At 63.5% G+C, this 23,960-nt stretch carries 24 protein-coding genes; 14 read left to right on the forward strand and 10 right to left on the reverse strand.

Annotated features, from left to right (window positions below; genetic code table 11):
* Positions 1–6 precede the first annotated feature (6 nt).
* On the forward strand, positions 7–459 hold the full coding sequence (locus DBR46_RS26605) for a MarR family winged helix-turn-helix transcriptional regulator (RefSeq protein ID WP_124528864.1): 453 nt from the start codon (positions 7–9) through the stop codon (positions 457–459).
* 18 nt (positions 460–477) lie between these two features.
* Here DBR46_RS26605 and DBR46_RS26610 read toward each other — a convergent pair whose 3' ends face one another.
* The 3 genes from DBR46_RS26610 to DBR46_RS26620 form a co-directional block, all read right to left on the reverse strand.
* On the reverse strand, positions 478–1,482 hold the full coding sequence (locus DBR46_RS26610) for a pyruvate dehydrogenase (RefSeq protein ID WP_124528866.1): 1,005 nt from the start codon (positions 1,480–1,482) through the stop codon (positions 478–480).
* 317 nt (positions 1,483–1,799) lie between these two features.
* On the reverse strand, positions 1,800–2,834 hold the full coding sequence (locus DBR46_RS26615) for an AraC family transcriptional regulator (protein WP_124528868.1): 1,035 nt from the start codon (positions 2,832–2,834) through the stop codon (positions 1,800–1,802).
* Entirely contained in the window at positions 2,831–3,961 is a 1,131-nt protein-coding gene (locus DBR46_RS26620; RefSeq protein WP_124528870.1) for a carbon-nitrogen hydrolase family protein, read from the reverse strand. Before DBR46_RS26620 ends, DBR46_RS26615 begins: the two co-directional genes overlap by 4 nt.
* Positions 3,962–4,173: 212 nt before the next feature.
* Between DBR46_RS26620 and DBR46_RS26625 the strand changes: the two genes are divergently transcribed.
* Both DBR46_RS26625 and DBR46_RS26630 read left to right on the forward strand, forming a co-directional pair.
* A complete protein-coding gene (locus DBR46_RS26625; RefSeq protein ID WP_124528871.1) occupies positions 4,174–6,213 on the forward strand; it encodes an NADPH-dependent 2,4-dienoyl-CoA reductase in 2,040 nt (679 codons plus the stop codon).
* Positions 6,214–6,425: 212 nt separating this feature from the next.
* A complete protein-coding gene (locus DBR46_RS26630; protein ID WP_124528873.1) occupies positions 6,426–7,310 on the forward strand; it encodes a 1-aminocyclopropane-1-carboxylate deaminase/D-cysteine desulfhydrase in 885 nt (294 codons plus the stop codon).
* Positions 7,311–7,354: 44 nt separating this feature from the next.
* Here DBR46_RS26630 and DBR46_RS26635 read toward each other — a convergent pair whose 3' ends face one another.
* The 3 genes from DBR46_RS26635 to DBR46_RS26645 form a co-directional block, all read right to left on the reverse strand.
* Positions 7,355–7,948, reverse strand: coding sequence for a cytochrome b (locus tag DBR46_RS26635; protein WP_124528875.1), 594 nt, complete (start codon positions 7,946–7,948; stop codon positions 7,355–7,357).
* 134 nt (positions 7,949–8,082) lie between these two features.
* On the reverse strand, positions 8,083–8,910 hold the full coding sequence (phnX, locus tag DBR46_RS26640) for a phosphonoacetaldehyde hydrolase (protein ID WP_124528877.1): 828 nt from the start codon (positions 8,908–8,910) through the stop codon (positions 8,083–8,085).
* Positions 8,907–10,028 (reverse strand): 2-aminoethylphosphonate--pyruvate transaminase, encoded by a 1,122-nt coding sequence (locus tag DBR46_RS26645; protein ID WP_124528879.1) that lies wholly within the window; start codon positions 10,026–10,028, stop codon positions 8,907–8,909. The genes phnX and DBR46_RS26645 overlap by 4 nt, the downstream gene beginning before the upstream one ends.
* 111 nt (positions 10,029–10,139) lie before the next feature.
* On the opposite strand from DBR46_RS26645, the gene DBR46_RS26650 reads away from it, so the two are divergent.
* The gene (locus DBR46_RS26650; RefSeq protein WP_124528881.1) at positions 10,140–10,997 is read left to right on the forward strand and encodes a LysR substrate-binding domain-containing protein; all 858 of its coding nucleotides are present in this window, start codon (positions 10,140–10,142) and stop codon (positions 10,995–10,997) included.
* A gap of 99 nt (positions 10,998–11,096) precedes the next feature.
* Entirely contained in the window at positions 11,097–11,804 is a 708-nt protein-coding gene (locus tag DBR46_RS26655; protein ID WP_122306558.1) for a YebC/PmpR family DNA-binding transcriptional regulator, read from the forward strand.
* A gap of 139 nt (positions 11,805–11,943) precedes the next feature.
* Here DBR46_RS26655 and DBR46_RS26660 read toward each other — a convergent pair whose 3' ends face one another.
* Positions 11,944–13,245: a protein kinase gene (locus DBR46_RS26660; RefSeq protein ID WP_124528883.1), complete on the reverse strand. Its 1,302-nt coding sequence runs from the start codon at positions 13,243–13,245 to the stop codon at positions 11,944–11,946.
* A 42-nt stretch (positions 13,246–13,287) separates the two neighbouring features.
* Complete coding sequence (gene zapE, locus DBR46_RS26665) at positions 13,288–14,367, reverse strand: cell division protein ZapE (RefSeq protein ID WP_124528885.1); 1,080 nt, start codon at positions 14,365–14,367, stop codon at positions 13,288–13,290.
* A 188-nt stretch (positions 14,368–14,555) separates the two neighbouring features.
* Between zapE and DBR46_RS26670 the strand changes: the two genes are divergently transcribed.
* The 7 genes from DBR46_RS26670 to DBR46_RS26700 are packed head-to-tail and all read left to right on the forward strand — an operon-like array spanning position 14,556 to position 20,925.
* Complete coding sequence (locus DBR46_RS26670; protein WP_124528887.1) at positions 14,556–15,083, forward strand: spore coat U domain-containing protein; 528 nt, start codon at positions 14,556–14,558, stop codon at positions 15,081–15,083.
* On the forward strand, positions 15,077–15,619 hold the full coding sequence (locus DBR46_RS26675) for a spore coat protein U domain-containing protein (protein WP_124528889.1): 543 nt from the start codon (positions 15,077–15,079) through the stop codon (positions 15,617–15,619). Before DBR46_RS26670 ends, DBR46_RS26675 begins: the two co-directional genes overlap by 7 nt.
* 18 nt (positions 15,620–15,637) lie before the next feature.
* Entirely contained in the window at positions 15,638–16,171 is a 534-nt protein-coding gene (locus tag DBR46_RS26680; RefSeq protein WP_124528891.1) for a spore coat protein U domain-containing protein, read from the forward strand.
* A gap of 5 nt (positions 16,172–16,176) precedes the next feature.
* Positions 16,177–16,677, forward strand: coding sequence for a spore coat U domain-containing protein (locus DBR46_RS26685; protein WP_124528893.1), 501 nt, complete (start codon positions 16,177–16,179; stop codon positions 16,675–16,677).
* Positions 16,678–16,703: 26 nt separating this feature from the next.
* Complete coding sequence (locus DBR46_RS26690; RefSeq protein ID WP_124528895.1) at positions 16,704–17,486, forward strand: molecular chaperone; 783 nt, start codon at positions 16,704–16,706, stop codon at positions 17,484–17,486.
* Between the two features lie 42 nt (positions 17,487–17,528).
* Positions 17,529–19,922, forward strand: coding sequence for a fimbria/pilus outer membrane usher protein (locus tag DBR46_RS26695; protein WP_124528897.1), 2,394 nt, complete (start codon positions 17,529–17,531; stop codon positions 19,920–19,922).
* A 10-nt stretch (positions 19,923–19,932) separates the two neighbouring features.
* The gene (locus DBR46_RS26700; protein WP_124528899.1) at positions 19,933–20,925 is read left to right on the forward strand and encodes a spore coat U domain-containing protein; all 993 of its coding nucleotides are present in this window, start codon (positions 19,933–19,935) and stop codon (positions 20,923–20,925) included.
* Here DBR46_RS26700 and DBR46_RS26705 read toward each other — a convergent pair.
* Positions 20,922–21,659, reverse strand: a complete 738-nt coding sequence (locus DBR46_RS26705) for an anti-sigma factor (protein ID WP_124528901.1) — start codon at positions 21,657–21,659, stop codon at positions 20,922–20,924. The genes DBR46_RS26700 and DBR46_RS26705 overlap by 4 nt on opposite strands.
* Positions 21,656–22,162: a sigma-70 family RNA polymerase sigma factor gene (locus DBR46_RS26710; protein ID WP_124529016.1), complete on the reverse strand. Its 507-nt coding sequence runs from the start codon at positions 22,160–22,162 to the stop codon at positions 21,656–21,658. Before DBR46_RS26710 ends, DBR46_RS26705 begins: the two co-directional genes overlap by 4 nt.
* 169 nt (positions 22,163–22,331) lie before the next feature.
* Here DBR46_RS26710 and DBR46_RS26715 point away from each other — a divergent pair, with 169 nt between their 5' ends.
* Both DBR46_RS26715 and DBR46_RS26720 read left to right on the forward strand, forming a co-directional pair.
* Entirely contained in the window at positions 22,332–23,414 is a 1,083-nt protein-coding gene (locus tag DBR46_RS26715) for a catalase family peroxidase (RefSeq protein WP_124528903.1), read from the forward strand.
* Complete coding sequence (locus DBR46_RS26720; RefSeq protein ID WP_124528905.1) at positions 23,411–23,950, forward strand: cytochrome b; 540 nt, start codon at positions 23,411–23,413, stop codon at positions 23,948–23,950. Before DBR46_RS26715 ends, DBR46_RS26720 begins: the two co-directional genes overlap by 4 nt.
* The last annotated feature ends 10 nt before the right edge of the window (positions 23,951–23,960 follow it).

Consider the following 23,960-nt stretch of genomic DNA (forward strand, 5'->3'; position numbering starts at 1 on the left):
TGTTGCATGTCGTCGAAAGAGCCGGATGTATGGTTCCGTTTTGTCAGGGCCCACAGGACCGTCATCCGTGAAATCGAACGGCGCCTGGCCGTTGCCGGATTGCCGGCCTATGCCTGGTACGACGCCTTGTGGGGCCTGGAAAGCGGCCCCGAGGGCACCCGCCGCATGCACGAGCTGGCGGATGTGCTGGCCATCGAGCGCTACAACCTCACGCGGCTGGTGGACCGTCTGGAAAAAGATGGGCTGGTGGTGCGTTCGCGCTCTGACGGCGATGGCCGTGGGTCATTCGCCACCATCACGGAGGCGGGCAAGGTGTTGCGCAAGAAAATGTGGAAGATCTACGAAAGCACGGTGGATGAGTTGTTCCTGTCGCAAATTGAACCGGAGCAGCGCCAGGTGTTTGCCGATACCCTGGAGCGCACAGCCACGTTGGCAGTTCGCAGCCGCAGCAAAATCTGAAGCACCTTGAAGCCCACTTCATGCCAGTGGATACCGGGCCATCGCCGTTTTTACCTGCTGTGAATCGATACGCCCCTCATCGGCCAACGCCCTGAGCGCCGCGACCACAATCCAATAGCGGCTCGGCGCCGAAGCCTGCACTGTTCCCGCTCCCAGCGGTACAAACCGGGCATCCACATACCCCGCCAACTGATCCACGATCGGCTGCGGGTAACCGGTGACCGCGATCACCGGCGCTTCACTCCCCGGCAGGCAACTGCGCAAGTGGCAACTGCGCCGGGGCACTGTGGGATGCAGGCGGTTCCAGCGTTCAGCGGCCGCCGCTTCACGGGCCAGGCGCGTGTAGCTGGGGCAACTCCACAGTTGTGCGCGGATATTCCAATCTTGCTTGAGCAAGCGCGCGGCGTGGACGACCTCTTCAAGCGCCCGGCCGGCGCCGAGCAAGCGCACATCCCCCGTATGGCCGCGCTGTAGCGGATACATGCCCTTGAGGGCGTCCTCACGGTCCTGCTCGCTCAAGGTCCGCGCACCGTCTCGATCATGCAACGCCAGGTAATAAAACCCAGGTTTGCCGTCGATATACAGCGCGTGTAGCCCCGCCAGCACAATCGCCCGAGTTTCTGTGCCCGAAGCCGGATCGTATGGCAGGCAGTGCGGGTTGGTGGCGAGCCACAACGGCAGGGACGGCTGCGCGCCCTTGGGCCAGGCGGAAGGATGGTTCTCGATGTCATTGCACAGAATGCCACGCTGCGCCGTCTCCGCGGACAGCGCACACAATTGCGCCGACGACGCGGCGCTGTGCAGGTACAGCAGCGGTTTTTCTGCGGTATTGCGCGCAAACCAGCTGGGCCAGCTGCCTACCCGCCGCGAGCGGGACTGAGCGCGAATCACCCAGGCCTGCCTGCTTGATTCCAGGGTGTTGGCCATGGTCATCACCGTGTAGAGCGGCGAGTTGTGCGAATGCGCGGCGCTATTCAGCGCGGCGATGCAAAGTTGTGCGGCGTGGGCAGTGGAGGCGGGCATGGGTGGGTTCCCTGAAGACGGATGCCCGTACCCTAATGGAGTTTTGTATTTGATTGCAATTGCAACTAAAAATCCAAGTGCTAAATCGATGTAACGCTGCTACGTTTAATCTTGGAGTGCAGGAACGTCATGACGCTGACTTTTTTTCGTCACGACGGCACTTTAGGCTGGTGATGCAGGTCATTTACCTGCAACCGCTTTCAATCAGACAAGGAGCCCACTATGGACGACTACCAGGAAGAACTGCTTGAGTTCAGCGCAATCGAGTTGGACCCGCTGGAACCCGCAGACGACGCCACCGAGCTGTAACCCCGACTTCAGGCGGAATGCCGCTGACTGCGGCGAAATTCCCCTGGGGTCTGGTTGTTCCATCGCCTGAACGCCCGTTGAAACGCCTGGGCCGAGGCAAAACCGAGCAAGTAGGCGATTTCGCCGAACGCCAACTCCGTGTCGCGAATGTAGGTCATGGCCAGGTCGCGGCGGGTGTCGTTGAGAATCGCGCGGAACTGAGTGCCTTCATCGGCCAGTTTGCGGCGCAGTGTCCAGGTCGGCAGTTTCAAGCGTGCCGCCACTTCTTCCAGGTCGGGTTCCCGGCCGCCATTGAGCATCGGCCCGAGCAACCGGGTAATGCGCTCGCGCAAGCTGCGGGTGCGGGTCAACTGCTCCAATTCCCGTTCACACAGTTGCAACAAAAAGTGCCAGGTACTGGGGCAATGCTGTGGATTGCGCAGGGCCAGGGTCTGTTGGTTCAGACGCAGTTGGTTGGATTCGGCGCCAAACTGGATCGGACCCTCCCCCAGCACGCTGTAGGCGTCGGCGTAGTCCGGCGCGGCAAACTCGATTTCGATGCGTTGTGCCTGCACGGGCTGCTGGGCCAGGCCTGACAATTGGTGCAGCCAGCCGGCGATGATCGAGTCCACCACAAAGCGGTTGTAGGCGTTGTAGGGGCTGATGGAATAGAACCGCAGCCAGGCGCCCTCGGCATCTTCATGAAAACTCGACTGCCCACGATAGTTGGAGCCGTACAGCGCTTCGAAGCGTGTCAGTGTGCGCGCCGCTTCCCGCACGTTGGGCGCCTGGGCGGCGGTGACCCCGGCGAGCCCGGCCTGGCTCAAGCGGCTGAGTTGGCCCATGCGCAGGCCCAGGCCCGGCTCGCCGGTCAGCTGGATGGCGGCATGGCCCAGGCGCATATAACGGGGGATGGATAAGCGTGCACCCGCTTCGGCGAGGCGCGCCGGGTCCAGGCCGTACTGCAGCAGCAGCGGTTGTGGGTCCAGGCCGTGGCTTTGAATGGCATCGGCCAAGGTGTGCACAAAGCCCACCGACAGATCCCCCAGGCGTACCGGCTTCACAGCCAGAGATTCAACAAACGTGCGCCCCGGGCTTCACCGTCGGCGCTGATCTGCCCGTTGTTGCTGAGAAAACTGTGGCCGGCGGTGCCCAGGTCCCAGAACTGCCCGCGCAGGAATACGCTCATGCCGGCGGTTGCCTGGCTGATGGGCTGCTGACTGATCAGCGTGAGGCGGCGCCAGGCCTCGCCTTCACTGAGTTCTTCGGGTTTGAGGCTGATCTCCGGCGGGGTGGATACGCTTTTAAAGCCGCGCCACGGTCGGTCCCAGGTATCACGACCGAGCACAAAGGCTGGCACCGCGATCAGTTGCGCGCCTTGTTCGTTGAGCTTGCGGTAGTTGTCTGGATACCAGCTGTCACTGCCCACCAGCACGCCGAGGCGCCCAGCCGGGGTATCGACCACACTGACGACATTCTCATCGCCGGGCGTGATAAAGCCGCGTTCATCGTAGATCGGGTAGAGCTGGCGCTGCGGCTGGCCCAGCGGAAAACCGTCGGCGTTGAACACCAGGCTGGCGTTGTACAGCGCGCCATGGCCCACGTGCAATTGCCCCTGGTTCACGCTGGGGTTGGGCAGGGCGATGGAGCCTGCCACCAGGGTGACGCCAAATTCTTTGGCCAAACCACCAAACAGCAGCTGATAGTCCCGTGCCATACCAGACGCTTTCATGCGCAGATAGGCGTCGTCCATGCGGTTGTCACCCGTGGCGCTGAGCCACGCACGGGCAAACAGCAACGGATTGCTGGCCGACAGCCAGTTCATCGCGTCCTTGGCGTGCAGGGCCTGGTACACCTCGTTTTTTTCGCCGGTGAGCATCAGCCAGGTGCCGATATGTTCCGGCAGCACCACGATAGTCTTGTCGTTGATCAACCCCTGGTCGCGGGCGCTTTGCAGGTACGCCGCGAGTTTCAGGTGCAGGCGTTCCAGGCTTTGATAGTCGGCGGGGAACAACTCCGGCTGGATGCCCAGCACGTTGCCACGCTCGGCAGGCTCGCCTTCGTTGACGGCCAAGGTGATGCGCAGGTCTGACAGGTAATGCGCCACAGGGCGCTCCTGGGTCCAGACCATATACGCGGCGACGGCGGCAACCAGGGCCAGGGTGACGGTGAACGCTAGAAGTTTACGCATGGGGCAACAGACAACAGACCGTGTGCAGGGTTCGCCGACTAGGTTAGGGCCCATGGCACGGCTTGCCAAGGGGCTCTGCGCATTTGGATCAATAACTTGTCAGTTTCGGTCATTGAGCCGTAGTCCAGCGAATCATAGGCTGTGGGACATAAACCGATGGCACGCCGTTCGAGTGCGCCACGTCCCGTGATGATCCGTTGTGGAGCTGTACCATGACCGCTGCTGCCTACCCGCACCTGCTGGCCCCGTTGGACCTGGGTTTTACCACCTTGCGCAACCGCACCCTGATGGGCTCGATGCACACCGGCCTGGAAGAAAAGCCCGGCGGTTTCGAGCGCATGGCGGCCTACTTCGCCGAGCGCGCCCGTGGCGGCGTGGGCCTGATGGTCACCGGGGGCATTGGCCCGAACGATGAAGGCGGGGTGTATGCCGGCGCGGCCAAGCTGACCACCGACGACGAAGCGCAAAAACACAAGATCGTGACCCAGGCCGTGCACGACGCAGGCGGCAAGATCTGCATGCAGATCCTCCACGCCGGCCGGTATGCCTACAGCCCCAAGCAGGTGGCGCCGAGTGCGATCCAGGCACCGATCAACCCGTTCAAGCCCAAGGAGCTGGACGAGGAGGGCATCGAGAAACAGATCCAGGATTTCGTCACCTGCTCGCTGCTGGCCCAGGTCGCCGAGTACGACGGCGTGGAAATCATGGGTTCCGAAGGCTACTTCATTAACCAGTTCCTCGCCGCCCACACCAACCACCGTACCGACCGCTGGGGCGGCAGCTACGAGAACCGCATGCGCCTCGCGGTGGAAATCGTGCGCCGCGTGCGTGAGGCCGTCGGCCCGAATTTCATCATCATTTTCCGCCTGTCGATGCTCGACCTGGTGGAAGGTGGCAGCACCTGGGAAGAAATCGTGCAACTGGCCAAGGCCATCGAGCAGGCCGGTGCGACGATTATCAACACCGGTATCGGCTGGCACGAAGCGCGTATCCCGACCATCGCCACCAAAGTGCCACGTGGCGCGTTCAGCAAAGTCACGGCCAAGTTGCGCGGTGCGGTGCAGATCCCGCTGATCACCACCAACCGCATCAATACCCCGGAAATCGCCGAGCAGATCCTCGCCGAAGGCGATGCCGATATGGTTTCCATGGCGCGGCCGTTCCTCGCCGACCCGGAGTTCGTCAACAAAGCGGCTGCTGGGCGCGCCGATGAGATCAACACTTGCATCGGCTGCAACCAGGCCTGCCTGGACCACACCTTTGGCGGCAAGCTGACCACCTGTCTGGTCAACCCGCGCGCGTGCTATGAGACCGAGCTGAACTACCTGCCGGTCAAGCAGATCAAGAAAATCGCCGTGGTCGGCGCCGGCCCAGCCGGTTTGGCCGCGGCGACGGTAGCCGCCGAGCGCGGCCATCAAGTGACGCTGTTCGATTCCGCCAGCGAGATCGGCGGTCAGTTCAATATCGCCAAGCGTGTGCCGGGCAAGGAAGAGTTTTTCGAAACCCTGCGCTACTTCAAACGCAAATTGCAGACCACCCATGTGGAGCTGTGCCTCAACACCCGCGTGGATGTCGAGCAACTCAAGGCGGGCGGCTATGACGAGATCATCCTCGCCACCGGCATTGCCCCGCGCACCCCGGCCATCCCGGGCGTCGAGAACGCCAAGGTGTTGAGCTACCTGGATGTGATCCTGGAGCGCAAGCCGGTGGGCAAACGCGTGGCGGTGATCGGTGCCGGTGGTATCGGTTTTGACGTCTCGGAGTTCCTCGTCCATCAAGGCGTGTCCACCAGCCTGGACCGTGAAGCGTTCTGGAAGGAGTGGGGCATCGACACCCAACTGCAAGCCCGTGGCGGTGTGGCCGGGATCAAGCCGCAGGTGCATGCGCCGGCGCGTGAAGTGTTCCTGCTGCAACGCAAGGCCTCCAAGGTCGGCGACGGCCTGGGCAAGACCACCGGCTGGATTCATCGCACCGGCCTGAAGAACAAACAGGTGCAGATGCTCAACAGCGTCGAGTACCTGAAAATCGACGATGAGGGCCTGCATATCCGCATCGGCGCCGAGGGTGAGCCTCAGGTGCTGGCGGTAGACAACATCGTCATCTGCGCCGGCCAGGACCCCCTGCGCGAGTTGCAGGACGGCTTGGTTGCCGCTGGCCAGAACGTGCACCTGATCGGCGGCGCCGACGTGGCGGCCGAGCTGGATGCCAAGCGCGCCATCAACCAGGGCTCGCGACTGGCCGCCGAGCTGTAAGGTCGCCAGGCCGAGCAACACACCCTGTGGCGAGGGAGCTTTTGTGGCGAGGGAGCTTGCTCCCGCTGGAGTGCGCAGCGCTCCCAAGCTTTGGGGCCGCTACGCAGCCCAGCGGGAGCAAGCTCCCTCGCCACAGGTGCATGACTCCACAGCATTAGCGCCGAGTGGGGGTGTTAGACTACCCGGCCCTTTTTTCATGCAGATGCATTCCGATGGGCCCCTTCGATTGGCTTCCCCACGCTCCCCTCGAACCCTTGCACCTGGACTGGCTGCAAGGCGTCGAGTTGGCCGTACTGCGCCTGGACCGCATCGACCCGCTGATCAGTGGCAACAAGTGGTTCAAGCTCAGCGGGCACCTGGCGCAAGCGCAACACGCCAACGGCATCATCAGCCTCGGCGGCGCCTGGTCCAACCATCTGCACGCGCTGGCGGCGGCGGGGAAACGCTTTGGTTTCGCCACCGTCGGCCTGTTGCGTGGCCATCCCCAAGACACACCCACCGTTCTCGACCTGAAAGCGCTCGGCATGCAGCTGCATTGGCTGGGTTATGGCGGCTATCGTGCGCGCCATGAGCCGGGTTTCTGGTTGCCGTGGCTTGAACAATATCCCGATTTGCATCCCGTGCCCGAAGGCGGCGGCGGGCTCGCGGGTGCGCAGGGTTGCGCGGTGCTGGTCACGCAGGCGCGTGCGCAGTTGCACGTGCTGGGCTGGGCCGATTACGACGGCTGGTGGTTGGCGGCGGGCACCGGCACCACCCTGGCCGGGCTGGTGCTGACGGAGGCGGGCGCCCACACGGTGTACGGCGCCATGGCGGTGCCGGACGACCACGGTGTGGCGCAGAACGTTGGGGCGCTCGTGCAGGGCGGTTATGAGCTGCTGGACGCCAGCCGGGGTGGTTTCGCCAAAGTCGATCCAGAGCTACTGGCGTTTATCGAGCACACCGAAAAAACCTGCGGCCTGCCCCTGGAACCGCTCTACACCGGCAAAGCGCTGTTGGCCCTGAAGCAACAGATCGAGGCCGGGCGTTTCGCCCCCGGCACTCGCCTGATCTTCATCCACACCGGCGGCCTTCAGGGCAGTCGGGGCTTTGCAGGCTAGCGCGGATCCCATGTGGGAGCGGGCTTGCTCGCGAATGCGATCTATCAGTCAGCCGTTTTGGTGGCTGTTCCGCCGCCTTCGCGAGCAAGCCCGCTCCCACCTGGCATCATTCTCAAGGCAGTGTTATCGCGCAGCACATAATGGTGAAAGATCCCCGCCAACGCATGCAGCCCGATCAACCAATACCCGGCCTTGCCAAACCACACGTGCCAGCCTTCAATCTCCTTGGCCAGCGCTTTGTTCTCGGCGATCAGCGGCGGCAATTCCATGCCATAGAACATCACCGAGTGACCCTCGGCACTGACGATCAGCCAGCCGGCAATCGGCATGCCGATCATCAACGCGTACAACGCAAAGTGCATCAGCGTCGCCAACAGGCTTTGCCATTGCGGCGGCGCCGGCACGATCTTCGGCGCCACGCCCAGGCTGCGGGCAAACAGGCGTAGCCACACCAGCACAAACACCGTGAGGCCGAGCATGAAGTGCATCTCGACAATCAACGTGCGTGCGCCGCTGCCTTTGGGAAACTGGCCGCGCAATTCAATGCAGGCGTAGACCACCGCCAGCAGCACCACCATCAACCAATGCAACGCAATCGACATGGTGCTGTAACGCGTATCGGAGTTTTTCCACGGCATTGCTGGTTTCCTCACTCATCAGGGCAAACAGTTTCATCACGGAATAGCAGTGCGTTCTTGAGTGACGCAGTGACTTAACTGTATGCCGGTTTTGAGCGGCGCGCCTGGCACAAATGCCTTTGTCTTGACCTCCATCAGTCGCTTTGTGGCATTTCCCCACGGGCCAACCGCGCGTTGATATCAGCGATCACCCCCGGCAGGTCGTTGATCGTGTCGATCAGGTAGTGCGGGCGCGAGCCTTTGAACAGTGTTTCGATGCGCGCACGCTCGGTGGCGAGGGTGGTGCCATCCAGGTCACGGAATTGCGCGTAGGTCAGGCCCAGCGCGTTACCGGAGCAAGTCAGCGCCACGGTCCACATGCCGGCGCGGCGGCCTTCGAGGATCCCCGGCACGGTGTCGTCGACCTTCACGCACGCCGCCACGTCGTCAATGCCCAGGGCGATCACGTTGGCCAGGGCCTGGGCGGGCCAGGGGCGGCCGTTGGGCACTTCGTCGGTGGCGACCACGTGGTCGGCGACGTAGCCGTTGGTCGCGGCCAGGGCGACGACCTTATCCATCACTTGCTTGGGGTAGCCGGAGCAGGAGCCGATCTTCAGGCCCAGGCCGCGTAGGGCGGCGATGGTGTCGAGGGCGCCGGGGATCAGCGCCGAGTGCTCGGCGATTTTCTCGATCTGCAACGGCATGAAGCGCAGGTAGATTGCGGTCACGTCGTCATCCGTCGGCGTACGGCCAAACACCTGGCGATAGCGTTCGGCTACCTGCGGCTGATTGCACAGGGTGCGGATGTGGTCCCACTTGCCCATGCCCATCGGGCCACGGGCTTCTTCGATGGACACTTGCACGTCGAACTCGGCAAACGCCTCGACAAAAATCTGTGTGGGTGCGAACGAGCCGAAATCGACCACGGTGCCCGCCCAATCGAGGATCACGGCTTGCAGGGTCTTGGGGTTTTGATAGTTCATGCTGGCGATCCGATAGATGAAAGAGTAATGCCCATGGCGTGCAGCGCCTCGCCGATGGCGGCGACGGCGGCGTGCATCTCGGCGGCGTCAACGTGGCCGATGCAGCCGACGCGGAAGGTGTCCACCTGGGTCAATTTGCCCGGGTAGAGGATGAAACCCTTGGCCTTGACCCGCGAATAGAAGTCCTTGAACTGGTAGCGCGCATCTTGTGGCGCGTGGAAGGTGACGATGATCGGGGCCTGGATCGCGGCCGGCAGGAAACTGCGCAGGCCCAGTTCGGCCATGCCCTCCAGCAGCGTCTGGCAGTTACGTGCATAGCGTTGCTGGCGTGCGGGCAGGCCACCTTCTTCTGCATATTGCAGCAGCGCTTCGTGGAGGGCGGCGACCACGTGGGTCGGCGGGGTGAAGCGCCATTGGCCGGTCTTGGCCATGTAGGCGTGCTGGTCGAACAGGTCCATCGCCAGGGAATGGCAGTTGCCCTGGGCGGCGGCCAATGCCTGTTTGTCGGCGAAGACAAAGCCCATGCCGGGCACGCCTTCCAGGCATTTGCCGGAAGCGGCGATCAGCGCGTCGAAGGGCACTTCGCGGGCGTCGATGGGCAGGGCGCCGAAGGAACTCATGGCGTCGACGATCAGGCGCTTGCCGTGGTGTTTCACCACCTGGGCGATCTCGGCCAGGGGGTTGAGGATGCCGGTGCTGGTTTCGCAGTGGATCAACGCGACATGGCTGATGGCCGGGTCGGCGTGCAGCAGGCGGTCCACATCGGCGGCGGTGCTAGGTTGGTCTTCGGCGGTTTCAAAGGTGCTGAAATCGCGGCCGAGCACTTCGCAGATCTTCGCCAGACGCTGGCCGTAGGCGCCGTTGATCAGCACCAGCACCTTGCCATCGCGCGGCACCAGCGTGCCGATGGCGGACTCGACGGCGAAGGTGCCGCTGCCTTGCAAGGGCACGCAGTGGTGGCTGGCGGCGCCGTCGATGATCGCCAGCAGTTGCTCGCAGACGCTGGCGGTCAGTTGGTTGAAGCGTTCATCCCACGAGCCCCAATCCACCATCATCGCCTGGCGGGTGCGGGCGGAGGTAGTCAGGGGGCCTGGGGTGAGCAGGATAGGCGCGGTCATTGCAGGTCCTCGTCAAGCGTTCGGTTCAAGCTACGGCGCCTAAATTGCAGTTTGGCTTGTTATCAATCAAATTGTTTGTTGTTATGCGAGCTATCAGTTAGGCCGATAGCTATGAATCTATTCCAACTGCGTGCATTCGATGCTGTGGCCCGTGAGGGCAGTTTTACCCGGGCGGCGGCGCGGCTGTTTATCAGCCAGCCGGCGGTGACCGGGCATATCAAGGCGCTGGAGGAGCACTACCAGATCCCCTTGCTGCGGCGTACCGCGCGACGGGTGGAGCTGACCGAGGAAGGCGCGCGGCTGGCGGCCATCACCCGGGCGATCTTTGGCCTGGTGGATGAGGCGCAGACGATGCTGGAAGCCAACCGCCAATTGCTCACCGGACGCCTGGAGGTCGCGGCCGACGGCCCGCATCTGGTGATGCCGATGATCGCCAGCCTGCGTGCGCGTTACCCTGGCATCACCGTCAACCTGCGCCTGGGCAATGCCCAGGAAACGTTGGCGGCGTTGCTGTCGGAGCATGCGGATGTGGCGGTGCTGACCGAGGTGGAACCGCGCAACGGCCTGCATCTGCAAGCGTTGGGTGAGTCACGCATCTGCGCGCTGGTGCCCGTCAACCATGCCTGGGCCACGCAGGCGACGGGCATTCGCCTGGAGCAACTGCACGAGCAGATCATGGTGCTGCGCGAGCCCAGCTCCATCACCCGGCGCACCTTTGATGACGCCTGCCAGGCGGCGGCGGTGATGCCCAAGGTGTTGCTGGAACTGGACAGCCGCGAAGCGGTGAGCGAAGCCGTCGCCGCTGAATTGGGGGTAGGCGTGGTGTCGTCCATGGAGGTCAGCCCGGACCCGCGCGTCAAGGCGATTGCCCTGCAAGGCGCTGGGCTGGTCAACCGGCACATGCTCGGCTGCATGGAACGGCGGCGCTCGTTGCGCCTGATCCAGGCGTTTTTCGAGTTGGCGCCCTGACGGTTTTTTGGTGGAACGTTGCGTTTTTGCCCTATAAACTCTGCCCCCAAAGCGCCGGCCAGTAGACGTCTCGGCGCCATGGATATTAGAGAGTGAGTCATGGGCGCACAGTGGAAAGTCAAACATAAAGAAGCGGCATCCAATGCCAAGGGCAAGATCTTCGGCAAGCTGGTGAAAGAAATCACCATCGCCGCCCGCAACGGTGCCGACACCGCCACCAACGCCCACCTGCGACTGGTGGTGGAACAGGCCAAAAAGGCCTCGATGCCCAAGGAAACCCTGGACCGCGCCATCAAGAAAGGCGCAGGCCTCTTGGGTGAAACCGTGCAGTACCACCGCGTGACCTACGAAGGTTTTGCGCCGCACCAGGTGCCGTTGATCGTCGAGTGCGTCACCGACAACATCAACCGCACCGTGGCGGAAATCCGCGTGGCGTTCCGCAAGGGCCAACTGGGTGCTTCCGGTTCCGTGGCCTGGGACTTCAACCACGTCGGCCTGATCGAAGCGTCGCCGGATACCCCGGATGCTGATCCGGAGATGGCCGCCATCGAAGCCGGCGCCCAGGATTTCGAAGACGGCGAAGAAGAGGGCACCACCCTGTTCATCACCGAGACCACCGACCTGGATGCCGTACAGAAAGCGCTGCCGGAGCAGGGTTTCACCGTGCTGTCGGCCAAGCTGGGCTACATCGCGAAGAACCCGGTGAGCGGTTTGACCGATGAGCAGATGGCTGAAGTCGAGGCGTTCCTGGAAGGCCTGGACAACCATGATGACGTGCAGGATATGTTCGTCGGCCTGGCTGGCTGATTTTTAACTGAATCAACACAGTCCACAATGTGGGAGCTGGCTTGTGTGGGAGCGGGCTTGCTCGCGAAGACGGAGTGTCAGTCAACAGATGTACCGACTGATCCACCGCTTTCGCGAGCAAGCCCGCTCCCACATTGGTTTAGTGGTGCTGGATAGAGTGCAGCAGTGTTTCGATTTCTTCGAAGCCCGGACGCGCCAGCACATCCGGCTGGCAGCAACGCTCGCTCAGCGCCACCAGTTCCTCACTCACCCCCGCGTCAACCCGCTCCAGCAATTCCCCCAGCAACACCCCAAACGCGCGCACTTCAATACGCTGCAATGCCCGAGTCTCTACAGTGTCCGCCGTGGCATGGAACGACGCCGCACCAAAATCCCCGAGCAGGCAATCGCCGGCCTCATTCCACAGAATGTTGTGGCCGTACAGGTCGCCGTGGGTGATGCCATGGCGGTGCAGGTGCGCGGCCACCGAGGCAATGCCTCGAGCCATGCGCAAAGCCACGTCCAGGCTGAACACCGTTCCCGGCGCGTAGACGTCGCGGGTGCACGACGCCAGGCTTGGCAGGGCGGCGAGGTTGCGGTAGCTGGGGGCGATCAGGTCCATCACCAGCGCGGCCTGATCATCCGGGTGGCCGACGACACGGCCTTCCACCTTGATCAGGTTGGGGTGCAGCCCGGCGGCGATGCACGCCTGCATTTCGTGCAGCGGCGAGCCGTCGCTGGTGATGGTGCCTTTGTAGAGTTTTACCGCGACGGATTGCCCAGCGGGCTTCCACAGGGCCTTGTGGATCACCCCCGAGGCACCTTCTCCGAGTACTTCAGCCAGTTCCAACTCGGACCAGGGAATGTCCGGCGTGTTGTCATCGTCAGCCAGCTGCACCGCCATTTCCACCGGGTTCCCCGCGTACGCCAGCCAGGTCAGGCTCGGCAGCGCCAGCAGCCACTCGGGCAGGCGGGTGAAGCGGTTGGCAGCGATGCGCAGTAGTTCAAGGTTATGGCAGTTGGCCAGGCTTTCTGGCAATTGCGTCAGGTGATTGCCGGCCAGCATCAGTTTTTGCAGCAGTGGCCGCTCGCCCAGTTCCACGGGCAACTGGCTGATCTGGTTGTCGGTGAGGATCAGCCAGCGCAACCGTGGCGGCAGCGCGGCGGCGGGTACGTGGGTGATCTGGTTGGCCTTGAAACCGACCATGCTCAGCGTGGTGCACTGGCCCAGGCATTCGGGCAGTTCGGTGAAGGCGTTATCGGAGCAGAACAGCACGCGCAGGTGCGGCAGGCGGTGCAGGTCGTCGGGCAGTCGACTCAGGGCGTTGCCGCTGAGATTGAGGATTTCCAGCGAGTCGGCCAACGCGAAGATTTCCTCGGGGAATTCGATCAGCCCGCAGGACAGGTCCAGGCGCGTGATCCCGGCCAATTGGCCGGCCTTGAGTTGGGCGAGGGTATGCATGAACGGCGCGGTCTCTGGGCAAAGGGGCGTAAATGGCGCTCATCATAGCGGTTGCGCGCTGCTCTGTTGCAATTGCCCGAGGCGACTTGCCGTGCGCGCAAGGTCGATGGCCTGGCCGTGCAAGGCCTGTTCAAGGGGCTGTTCACCGATGAGGATCAGGTGCTTGTCCCTGTCGTAGAGCACGTCCACCAGGTTGATAAAGCGCTGTTGCACGGCAATCGGGCAATCCGCCAGCACGGGCAGGCCGTCGATGATCCAGTGGTCGAAGTCGTGGCACAGCAGCAGATAGTCCATCACCGCCGTGAGCTGCTCGCACAGGTCGTTGAAGGTGAAGGCGATGGTGCGCCCCTGAAGCCTGCGGCATTGTAACTGGCGGTTGCCGACGGCCAGGGACCGCGCAGGGCAATCCGCGGCAGGCAGGTCGAACGCTTCCCGTTGGCTCGCGGTGCCCGGCCACAGGTAGTGCCCGGCGGTGAAACGTTGCGTGCTGTGGGCTTGGGGCAGGCTGCGGAAGTCCTCGGGCGAGCTGACTTCCAACACGTCCATGCGCGCGGCGATCAGGTCGATCACCGGCTTGAACCGTTGGTGGTACAGCGGGTTGGGCAGCAGGCCAGCGGGCGGGTAGTTGGAGGTGACCAGCACCCACACACCGCGCTGAAACAATGCCTTGAACAGCCGACTGATAAGCATGGCATCGCCAATGTCATGCACGTGGAACTCGTCGAAACACAGCACCTGGCAATCGGCCAGCAGCTCGTCCAGGGTCACCGCCAGGGCATCGTCCTGTGCGCGGTGCTTGAACATGCCCCGGTGCAACCGCGCAAAGAAATCGTGGAAGTGCACACGCTGCTTTTCGGCCATCGGCAGCGCCTGGAAAAAACCGTCCAGCAGCCAGCTTTTGCCGCGCCCCACCGGACCGTGCAGGTACAGGCTGCGGGTCGGCTGGCGTGCCAGCAGGTGCCGGGATTCGCGGGCCAGGGCGCTGATGGCGCGGGTTTGCCCGGCGCTGAGGGTATAGCCCTGTTGTGCGGCTTTTTGCGCAAAAAACGTGGTGATAGGCGAAGCGTCGTGGGGCACGGTTTTTTTACCGAGCAAGCGACGGATCAGTGAAAGCGCGGCCAATGGGGATCACTCTGTCTACCGGTGGTCGCCTACTTTAGGGCGGCCATCGCGTTTTGACCAATACAGAAGGGCCCCTCGCGCTATCTCGAAAAAGCATGACACGCCTGCGTTGCCCGGTGAGCTGGCAGTTTCCCCCTGACTGGCTAGGCTCATACACAGCAGTCACCCCTGTACAAGGATTTGGGGCAGTGAAGGGACGAGCAGTATTGGCAGTCATAAGCGCGACGCTCTGCACCACGGCGTACGCTGCGCAGCTTCAGGTCGAAGTGCGCATCGACGTGCAGCGGGGTTGCCAGTTGGTGGGTATCACCCGCGAGGCGGGCATCGAGCAACTGGGCGTGTTGGATTTTGGCAGCGGCCCGCGTCTGGACGACCCGGCCGGGCCCTTGAGTGCGGCCTTGATCAGCCAACGCCAGCCGCGCCTGGAGTGCAACCCCGACACGCCCTATCAGATGCGCGTTGACGGCGGCCTGCATGGTGGCACTGGCGAAGTGCGTTACCTGAGCGCCGTTGCCCCTTCGAGCAAACCCATTCCCTATCGCATTTATGCCGACGCCGCGCGGCGCATCCCGTTGCCGGTGGATGTGCCGCTCAGCGGTCGGGTGCCGGATTCCGGCAGCGTCGATTTGCCCCTCTACGGTCGTATTGAACCGCTCAAGGATATTCCCGTCGTTGGGCGTTATTCCGACCTGCTCAAGGTCACGGTCACATGGTGAGCCGCGGCTTGGCCCTTGTGGCAATGGGCGGCTTGTTGCTGCTGGCGGATGACGCGCAGGCGGCGGTCACCGGGCAGATCCACGCGCGCCTGGTGATTACCGCCAGTTGCGAGGTGAGCAAAGGCGCCGCCACCACCCCGGTGACCCCGGACAGTGGCGCGGCCGTGCTGGATTTCGGCAGCCACGGGCCGACCTGGGACAACCGCTTGACCAGCGGTGTCACCGATGGCGAGAAGGCGCCGCTGGCCGTGTCCTGCAATCCCTCGCTGGTCAGCAGCTTTACGGTGACCATCGACGGCGGCGTCAACGGTGATGGCACCACACGGCGCCTGAGCAACGGGCGTCAGACCATTCCCTATCGTTTGTCGGCTGATGCTCTGGGGCGTAGCGCCTACAGCATCGGCCAGCAACGCAATTTCGTCGTGACCAAGGGCACACAAGTACCGATTCCGGTATTCGGCTCGGTGGTGGCGAATACCAGGGCCCTACCGGCCGGCATTTATACAGACACCCTGACGGTGACTCTGGATTGGTAAACCATGAGGATGAAGATCATGCATGCACGTGTATCCAAGGTTGTTTTTCCATTACTGGCACTGGCGTGGGTGTCGGGGTCACAGGCGGCCACGGTGGCCGGGACGATTGGCGCGACCCTGGTGCTGACCAGTAGCTGCCAGGTCAACGGCGCGGCGGCCACCGGGGGGATGAGCTTCGGCGCATTGACCTTCGGCGCCTCTAACAGCTTGTTTACCGAGTCTTCGGGCCAGGTCCTGGGCGGCGGCGGTGGCGCGTTGTCGATCCTGTGCTCGGCCGGCACCTCGCCGACACTGACCGTGGCCGGTGGCGCCAATGACGGCAAGTCCACCGGCGGCACCCGCGCATTGTTCGACGGCGTTGCCAACTACGTGCCTTACGACCTCTATACCGATAGCGGCCATTCGAATCTGGTGGCCATCGGTGGGGTCATCCCTCTCGCCGCCAGTACGGGTGTGGCCCAGGCCGTGAATATCTACGGTAAAGCCACCGGCAAGGCGGGGCTGCCGGCGGGCACCTATACCGACACGATCAATGTGACCCTGACGTTCTAGCCGCCATGAAACGGGCAGGTTGGGCGGCGTTGGCGTTGTGCATCGGCTGGGGCATGCCGGTGTCGCTGTTGGCGGTGACCAGTCAGTCGTTCCAGGTGAGCGCGACGATCACCCCGGGCTGTCTGGTGGCCAGCGGTGGCAGCAATTACGGCAGCCTGGCGTTCGGCAGCTATTCGGCGCTGGCGACCAGCACTGCGTCGGTGGCACTGGCCAACTCGGTCGTCTTGCAATGCACGCCAGGGGTGGCGTTGAGCATGACGGTTGATGGCGGTTTGTATAACAGCGGCGGGCGGCGGATGCAGCTCAACAGCGGCACGGCGAAGGTGGCGTACCAGCTGTTTCGCGATGCGGCGCTGAGCCAGAGCCTGGGCATCAGCCAGAGCGTCAGCGTGGCCTACGCCAACGCGAATAACATCACCTTGCCGATTTACGGCCGGGTGCAGCTACCGGGCAATACGCCTGGGGGGACGTACAGCGACACGCTGCAGGTGCAGCTGACGTGGTAAGGCGAATGGCATAAGGAGTGGGGTCTATGTATGCAGCTTCCCGGCAATGGTGGGTAGCGGGTTTGTTCGGTGTGTTGGGGGTAGCGGGGCAGGTGCAGGCTGCCAGTTCGGTGCTGATCTGGCCGATTGATCCGGTGCTGGAGGCCGATCAACAGGCCAGTGCGTTGTGGTTGGAAAATCGCGGTACAGAGACGGCCAACCTGCAGATCCGCGTATTTGCCTGGACGCAGAGCGGGTTCGACGAGCAATACCAGAACCAGCGCGATGTGATCGGCAGCCCGCCGGTGGCGAAGATCGAGCCGGGGCAGAAGCAACTGGTGCGCTTGACCCGTACCAAGGAAGTGCCCCCAGGCCAGGAGCTGGCGTATCGCATCATCATCGACGAGATCCCCTCTGCCGAGCCCGTCGTCACTGCGGCGGACGGCAAGACCGCAGCGGCCGTGCGCTTTCAGATGCGCTATTCGGTGCCGTTGTTCGCTTACGGCCCGGGCCTTTGGAGCAAGGTTGACGGCACCCGCGACCGTGACCCCAAGACCGCCGGCAAACCGGACCTGAGCTGGAAGAAGGTCACCGTCGCGGGCCGCAACTACGTGGAAATGCATAACCAGGGCGCCGTGCATGCGCGCCTGACCGATGCGAGCTTCAAGCAAGGTGCCCAGTCACGCCCATTGGTGGAGGGCCTGATGGGTTACGTATTGCCGGGGGCGACCATGCGCTGGCAGGTGCCCGACGGCTTGCCGGCTGACCAGCCATTACAGCTGCGGATCAACGGCGGCACACAAGTGGAGAGCCTGGCGCCGGGTCGGTAGAACAGGCGCGACAGGGCAGGGAATAGCCCCGGGTTTTAACGGATGGAGATGTCCATTGATGGACACAAAGCCTTGGTGAGCCATGTTTGGGCTCGTTGTCTATGGCGATCGGTGTGGGTAGTGGGCAGCGTGGCGGGCCTGGTGTTTGCACCGCTGGGCATGGCTGCACCATTGCCGCCGCCGCCCAGCAGTATGGAGGCTGTCGCCGATGCACAGTTGTTCCTGGAACTGGTGGTCAACCAGCAGGATACCGGCCGTGTGGTTGCCGTCAGCCAGCGTGCCGGTGGGCTGTTTCTGCCGGCGAGCGTGTTGCAGGAAATCGGCATGAAGCTGCCGGGCGAAGTGCCGGTGGAGGTCGATCTGGATAAGGTGGCGGGCCTGCACAGCGACTACGACAGCCAGGCCCAGCGCTTGCTGCTCAACGTGCCCGCGAGCTGGTTGCCGGCGCAGTTTATCGGCAATCGCAACAACTACCCGCGCACCCAGGCGCTGACCAGCTTTGGCGCGTTGCTCAATTACGATGCCTACCTCAACGACACCGATGACAGCAGCACTTACCTGGGCATCTTCAACGAAGTGCGCCTGTTCGATACCTGGGGCACGCTTTCCAACACCGGCCAGTACCGCACGACCATCGGCCGCGAGACCCAAGGCAGCACGTTCAACAATGGCTACCGGCGCTACGACACCACCTGGCGTTTCTCCGACGATGAGCGCCTGTTGACCTACGAGGCGGGCGACGTGATCAGCGGCGCCTTGCCCTGGAGCAACTCGGTGCGCCTGGGCGGGGTGCAACTGTCCCGCGACTTCGGCGTGCGCCCGGACCTGGTGACCTACCCGTTGCCGCAGTTCGCCGGGGAAGCGGCGGTGCCGTCGTCGGTCGATCTGTTTATCAACGGCTACAAATCCAGCAGCGCCGACCTGCAGCCTGGGCCTTACACCTTGACCAACGTGCCGTTTATCAACGGTGCCGGCGAAGCCGTGGTGGTCACCACCGATGCCCTCGGGCGGCAGGTGTCCACCACGGTGCCGTTCTATGTCACCAGCACGTTGCTGCAAAAAGGCCTGGCGGATTTTTCCCTGTCGGCCGGTAATCTGCGCCGCGACTACACCGTGCGCGACTTCGGCTACGGCCCCGGCGTGGCCAGCGGCACCTTCCGCTACGGGCTGTCGGATGCGTTGACCGTGGAAAGCCATGCCGAAGCGTCCAATGACCTGACCCTTGGCGGCGTGGGCGGCAACCTGCGCCTGGGCAACTTCGGCGTGCTCAACACCGCCGTCAGCCAAAGCCAGTTCGACGGCGGTTCGGGCCAGCAACTGAGCCTGGGTTATCAATACAGCAGCCAGCATTACAGCCTGTCCTACCAGCGGGTCGAGCGCCGCGATCAATACGCCGACCTGACCCTGATCGACACCCCGTACGCCAGCCTCAGCAAGCGCAGCGAGCAGGTGACCCTGAGCCTGAACCTGAATGACTTTGGCAGCCTCGGCGTGGGCTATTTCGATGTGCAGGCGGCGGACGATTCGCGCACCCGCCTGCTGAACCTGACGTGGAGCAAATCGCTGTGGCGCAACACCAGCTTTTACCTGTCGGCCAACCGCGAGATCGGTGACCGCAACTGGGCGGTGCAAGGGCAGTTGATCATTCCGTTCGACGTCTACGGCAGCCTCAGCCTGGGCAGCGAGCGCAGCAACAGCGGGCAGGTGCAGCAACGGGTGAATTACAGCCGCGCCGTGCCGGCTGGTGGCGGGGTGGGTTTCAATCTGGGCTATGCCAGCGGCGATGCGCCGACCTACCGCCAGGCGGACCTGACCTGGCGCTTGCAGTCGGTGCAGTTGCAGGCCGGCGTGTATGGCACGCGCGACGCACAAACGCGCTGGGCCGATGCGGCCGGCTCGCTGGTGTGGATGGACAAGGAGTTCTTTGTCGCCAACCAGGTCAACGATGCCTTTGTGGTGGTGAGCACCGGCGGGTTTGCCGGGGTGCCCGTGCGTTACGAGAACCAGGTGGTCGGCGAGACCGATCGCAATGGGCACTTGTTGGTGCCGTGGAGCAGCGCCTACTACCGCGCCAAATATGAGATCGACCCGTTGAACTTCCCCACCAACGTGCAAGTGGCCAACGTTGAACAGCGGGTGGCGGTGCGCCGGGGCAGTGGTTACCTGCTGGAGTTTCCGGTGCGCCGGGTGGTGGCGGCCAGCATCACCCTGGTGGATGGCCAGCATCAGGACTTGCCCCTCGGCAGTCAGGTGCGCCATGAGCAAAGTGCCGGGTTGGCGGTGGTGGGCTGGGATGGTTTGGTCTATCTGGAGAACCTTGCGGCGCATAACACGTTGCAAGTCACCCTCAGTGGCGGGCAAAGCTGTCAGGCCACCTTCGACCTGGACATTACCCAGGCGCAGGTGCCCCTGATCGGGCCGCTGGTGTGTCAATGAATTAAGGAGCATGCGTGTGCGGGGCAAGGAATGGCTGTGGAGTCTGCTGGTGGCGGTGAGCCTGGGTGTGTCGACGCAGGTGCACGCTGCGTGCAGCGCGGTTGCCACCTCGCCGGCCAGCTTTGGCCCGGTGAGTTCGATGTCGGTGCTCGCCACGGCGCAGCTCAGTTCCACTACCAACGCCGGCCTGAGTTGCACCCCGCTGTTGCTGTCGATACTCGGCAGTGGCGACCAATTCACCGCAAAGATCACGGGGTCGACCCAGGGCGGCATGCTGGGGCCGACCGGTGATGTGATCCCCTATACGATCTATGGCAACAACTCCACGACGTATCCCATTACGCGAGGCAGCACGTTCGACTTTGGCGGCAGCAGCGGTATCGCCCAGAGCTACGGGTTGGTGTTCGGCCCAGGCACCAAGACCTTGCCGCTGTATCTGCGCAGTGTCGCCGGCAGCAACGTGGCGGCCGGCCTGTACAGCGAAACCCTGAGCATCGTCTGGACCTGGAACTACTGCTCGACCATCAACCTGATCGGCATTTGCCTGGGTCGCGACAGTGGCACCGGCACGCAGGCGTTGACCGTCAGCATGCTGGTGACCAACGACTGCCTGATCACCACGCCGGCTATCGCCTTCGGCAGTGCCCCGGTGGTCAGTGGGTTTGCCACCGTCAACGGCCAGGCCAGCGTCAATTGCACCAAGGGCAGCGCCTACACCGTCGGCCTCAGCGATGGGCAGCAGCCGGTCAGCGTGGGCGGGCGCCGCCGGATGATTTCCGGCAGCAACTATTTGGCCTACGACATCTTTGTCAGCGCTGGCACCACCCGCTGGGGCAGCGTCGGCGCGGCGCGGCGGGCCAGTGCCACGGCGGACATCAACCCCGGCAACGGCCTGGGCACCGGCAGCCAGGGCTTTAACTACAACGCCAAAATCTACACCGACCAGGCCACGCCGCCCGGGGGCACCTACCTGGATAACGTGGTGCTGGATGTCGGGTTCTAGAGCTTTTGCAGCGCAGGCGTCGGCTGATCCACCGGGCTGACCATCGCATAGTTGTAGCCGCCGCCGGACCAGTACTCGGCCAGCAAACCATCGGCGCTGCGGCTGCCACGGGGCAGGAAGCCGTTATCCGGGCCCGGTGGGCGAATGTAGAAACTGACCCGCCGCCCTTGTTGATCCTCGTACAACACCATCGCTGCCGCGCCCTGGTCGGTGGTCAGCAAGCGCCCGCTGACCGGCGCGTAGCCCGCTGAACTCAAGTCCGGCAGGCGGCTGGCCTGGTGGAAATAGCGATCCAGCCAGGCTTGCATGCTGCCGCCGTCTTGTACGTGATAGTCGGCGGGCAGCACGCCGTCCTGGGCAAACAGGCGGTAGGCCTGCATGGCGTCGGCCATCGGCACCAGGGGTGGTTGCGTGGCTTCGCGGGCCTGCCAACCGCCAACGCCGCCAAGGCTGACGGCGACCAACAGCACTGCCGCTGTAGCGAAATGCCGGCGCGATTGGTGCTTGAGGCGTTGGCGAATCTGCGCCGGGTCCAACTGCGGGTTGGCCGGCTGTTGCAGGGCGCCGCCGAGGGCGGCGCGCAGCAACTGCGCATCCTGCTGCCAGGCATGGACCTGGGCGGCAACGTCGGGGTGGGCGGCCAAGTAGGTTTCGAGCACACGGCGATCGCTGTCCAGAAGCTGGTGGTCGACGTAGGCATGCAAATCGCGTTCGCTGGGGGGCAGGCTGATCATTTGAGTATCCGCAGGGAAGGGCTGGCAATTTCGCCATCACTGAGTTGACGCAAGGCTTGGCGTGCGCGGGACAGGCGCGACATCACGGTACCGATGGGCACCTCAAGGATGTCGGCAACTTCCTTGTAGCTCAAGCCTTCGACCGACACCCACAACAGCAGGGCGCGCTGTTCGGGGTTGAGGCGATCGAAGGCTTGCAGGGTCGATTGGGCGATGACCGTGCGCTCCACCGACGGCTGCGCGTCGTCGCGACCGCTGAAAAATTCGAGCATGCGCGCGTAGCGCCGGCTGCGGCGGTGGGCGTCGAGGAACTGGCGGTAGAGGATCGAAAATAGCCAGGCGCGCAAATCGCCTTCGCTGCGCTTGTCGGCCCAGCGGGTGATGGCCCGTTCCAGGGTCGATTGCACCAGGTCGTCGGCGCTGCTGGCGTTACGGGTCAGGGACACGGCAAAGCGCCGCAGCCTGGGGATGAGTTCACGTAACGCTTCGTCGAGTTCATGCATGGCAATCGGGTTGGTCACTGTGCTGGGACTAGAGAGACGTCTGGCGTTGGGGGTTATTCCAGGTCCGGGGAAATAAATCATCGGCGGGGGAATAGAGCGGGTCGGCGTTCGTCTTAATGTTCCGACCTTATGTTCCACCCCCTAAGGCCTCTGGCCCTGGAGCTCCTTCATGGTAGATCACTCTTCACCGCCCCGTCCTCCGCTGAGCACCGCGAGCCTGATCGCACGACTGGCCTGTATCGGTGCTGTGGTTGCGCTGGTGGCCGGGGCATTTGCCTACGTCAACGGCACTCTCGACCCACAGCGCTTGCGGCCAAAAACATTGGTCAATGCCTTGGAAACCAATAACGGTGTGCACCCGGGTTTTCGGCGTAACCATGCCAAGGGCGTGTGTGTCGCCGGGTATTTCGAGAGCAGCGCTGAAGCCAGGGCGTACTCCAGCGCCCAGGTGTTCAGCGCGGCCAAGACCCCGGTGGTCGGCCGTTTTGCCTTGCCCAGTGGTAATCCCTATGCGCCGGACAGCAGCGTGCCGATCCGCAGTTTCGCCTTGCAGTTCAGCCAGGCCAACGGCCAGCAATGGCGCACCGGAATGAACAGCATGCCGGTGTTCCCGGTGGGTACGCCTGAGGCCTTCTACGCGCTGCTCAAGGCGGGTGCGCCGGACCCGGCTACTGGCAAGCCGAATCCTTCGAGCATGCCCGCGTTTTTTGCCGCGCACCCGGAGACGGCGGCGTTTCTGGCGTGGGTCAAGACCGCCAAGCCGTCGGCCAGTTACGCCACCGAAACCTATAACGGGATCAACGCGTTCTATCTGGTGGGCGCCGATGGCAAGCGCCAGGCCGTGCGCTGGGGGGTGGTGCCGCTGCGTCAGGATGCCGTGGGTGACACGGCGCCGGCCGGTGCCGATTTTCTCGAAAAAGACCTGGTGCAGCGCCTGGCTGCTGGGCCGTTGCGTTGGCAGTTGAACATGACCCTGGCCAACCCCGGCGACCCATTGGACGACGCGAGCAAGACCTGGCCGGGCGAGCATAAGGTGCTGAACGCCGGGACATTGGTGTTGCAGAGCAGCCAGCCGCAGGCGGAGGGCGATTGCCGCGACATCAACTTTGATCCGCTGATTCTCCCCAGCGGCATCGAAGCCTCCAATGACCCGCTGCTGGCTGCACGTTCAGCGGCGTATGCCAGTTCCTACCTGCGCCGTGCCGGTGAAGTCAGCGCGCTGCACAGCGCCCCTCAGGAGTCGAAGCCATGAATGCCCAACCGCGTTTTTTTGCACCCTTGGCGCGCCTGCTGCACTGGCTGATGGCGTTGATGATCATCGCCATGCTGTTTATCGGGGCCGGGTTGGCGGCGTCGGTGTCGGAGCGTCATGAGTGGTTGATCCATCTGCATAAGCCGCTGGGGATTGCGATCCTGGCGTTGGTGATCGTGCGCTTGCTGGTGCGCTTTGCTACGCGTCAGCCGCCGTTGCCCGCCGACCTGCCGCTGTGGCAAGTGCTGGCGGCCAAGGCCTCCCACCTGGTGCTGTACGCGTTGATGCTGGTGTTGCCGCTGCTGGGGTGGGCGATGATTTCAGCCGCGGGCGATCCGGTGATGCTCAGCCGTTCGGTGCAGTTGCCCGCGCTGGTGGCGGCGAATGCGCCGTTGTTCGCGGTGTTGCGCAAGGCCCACGGGTTTCTCGCCTACCTGTTGTTCCTGACGGTGCTGTTGCACCTGGCGGCGGCGTTGTTCCATGGGTTGATTCGCCGTGATGGCGTGTTGCAAAGCATGACGGGGACCAAGCACTGACCTTGGGTGA

This window comes from Pseudomonas sp. KBW05 (genome assembly GCF_003852405.1).
Taxonomy (GTDB): Bacteria; Pseudomonadota; Gammaproteobacteria; order Pseudomonadales; family Pseudomonadaceae; genus Aquipseudomonas.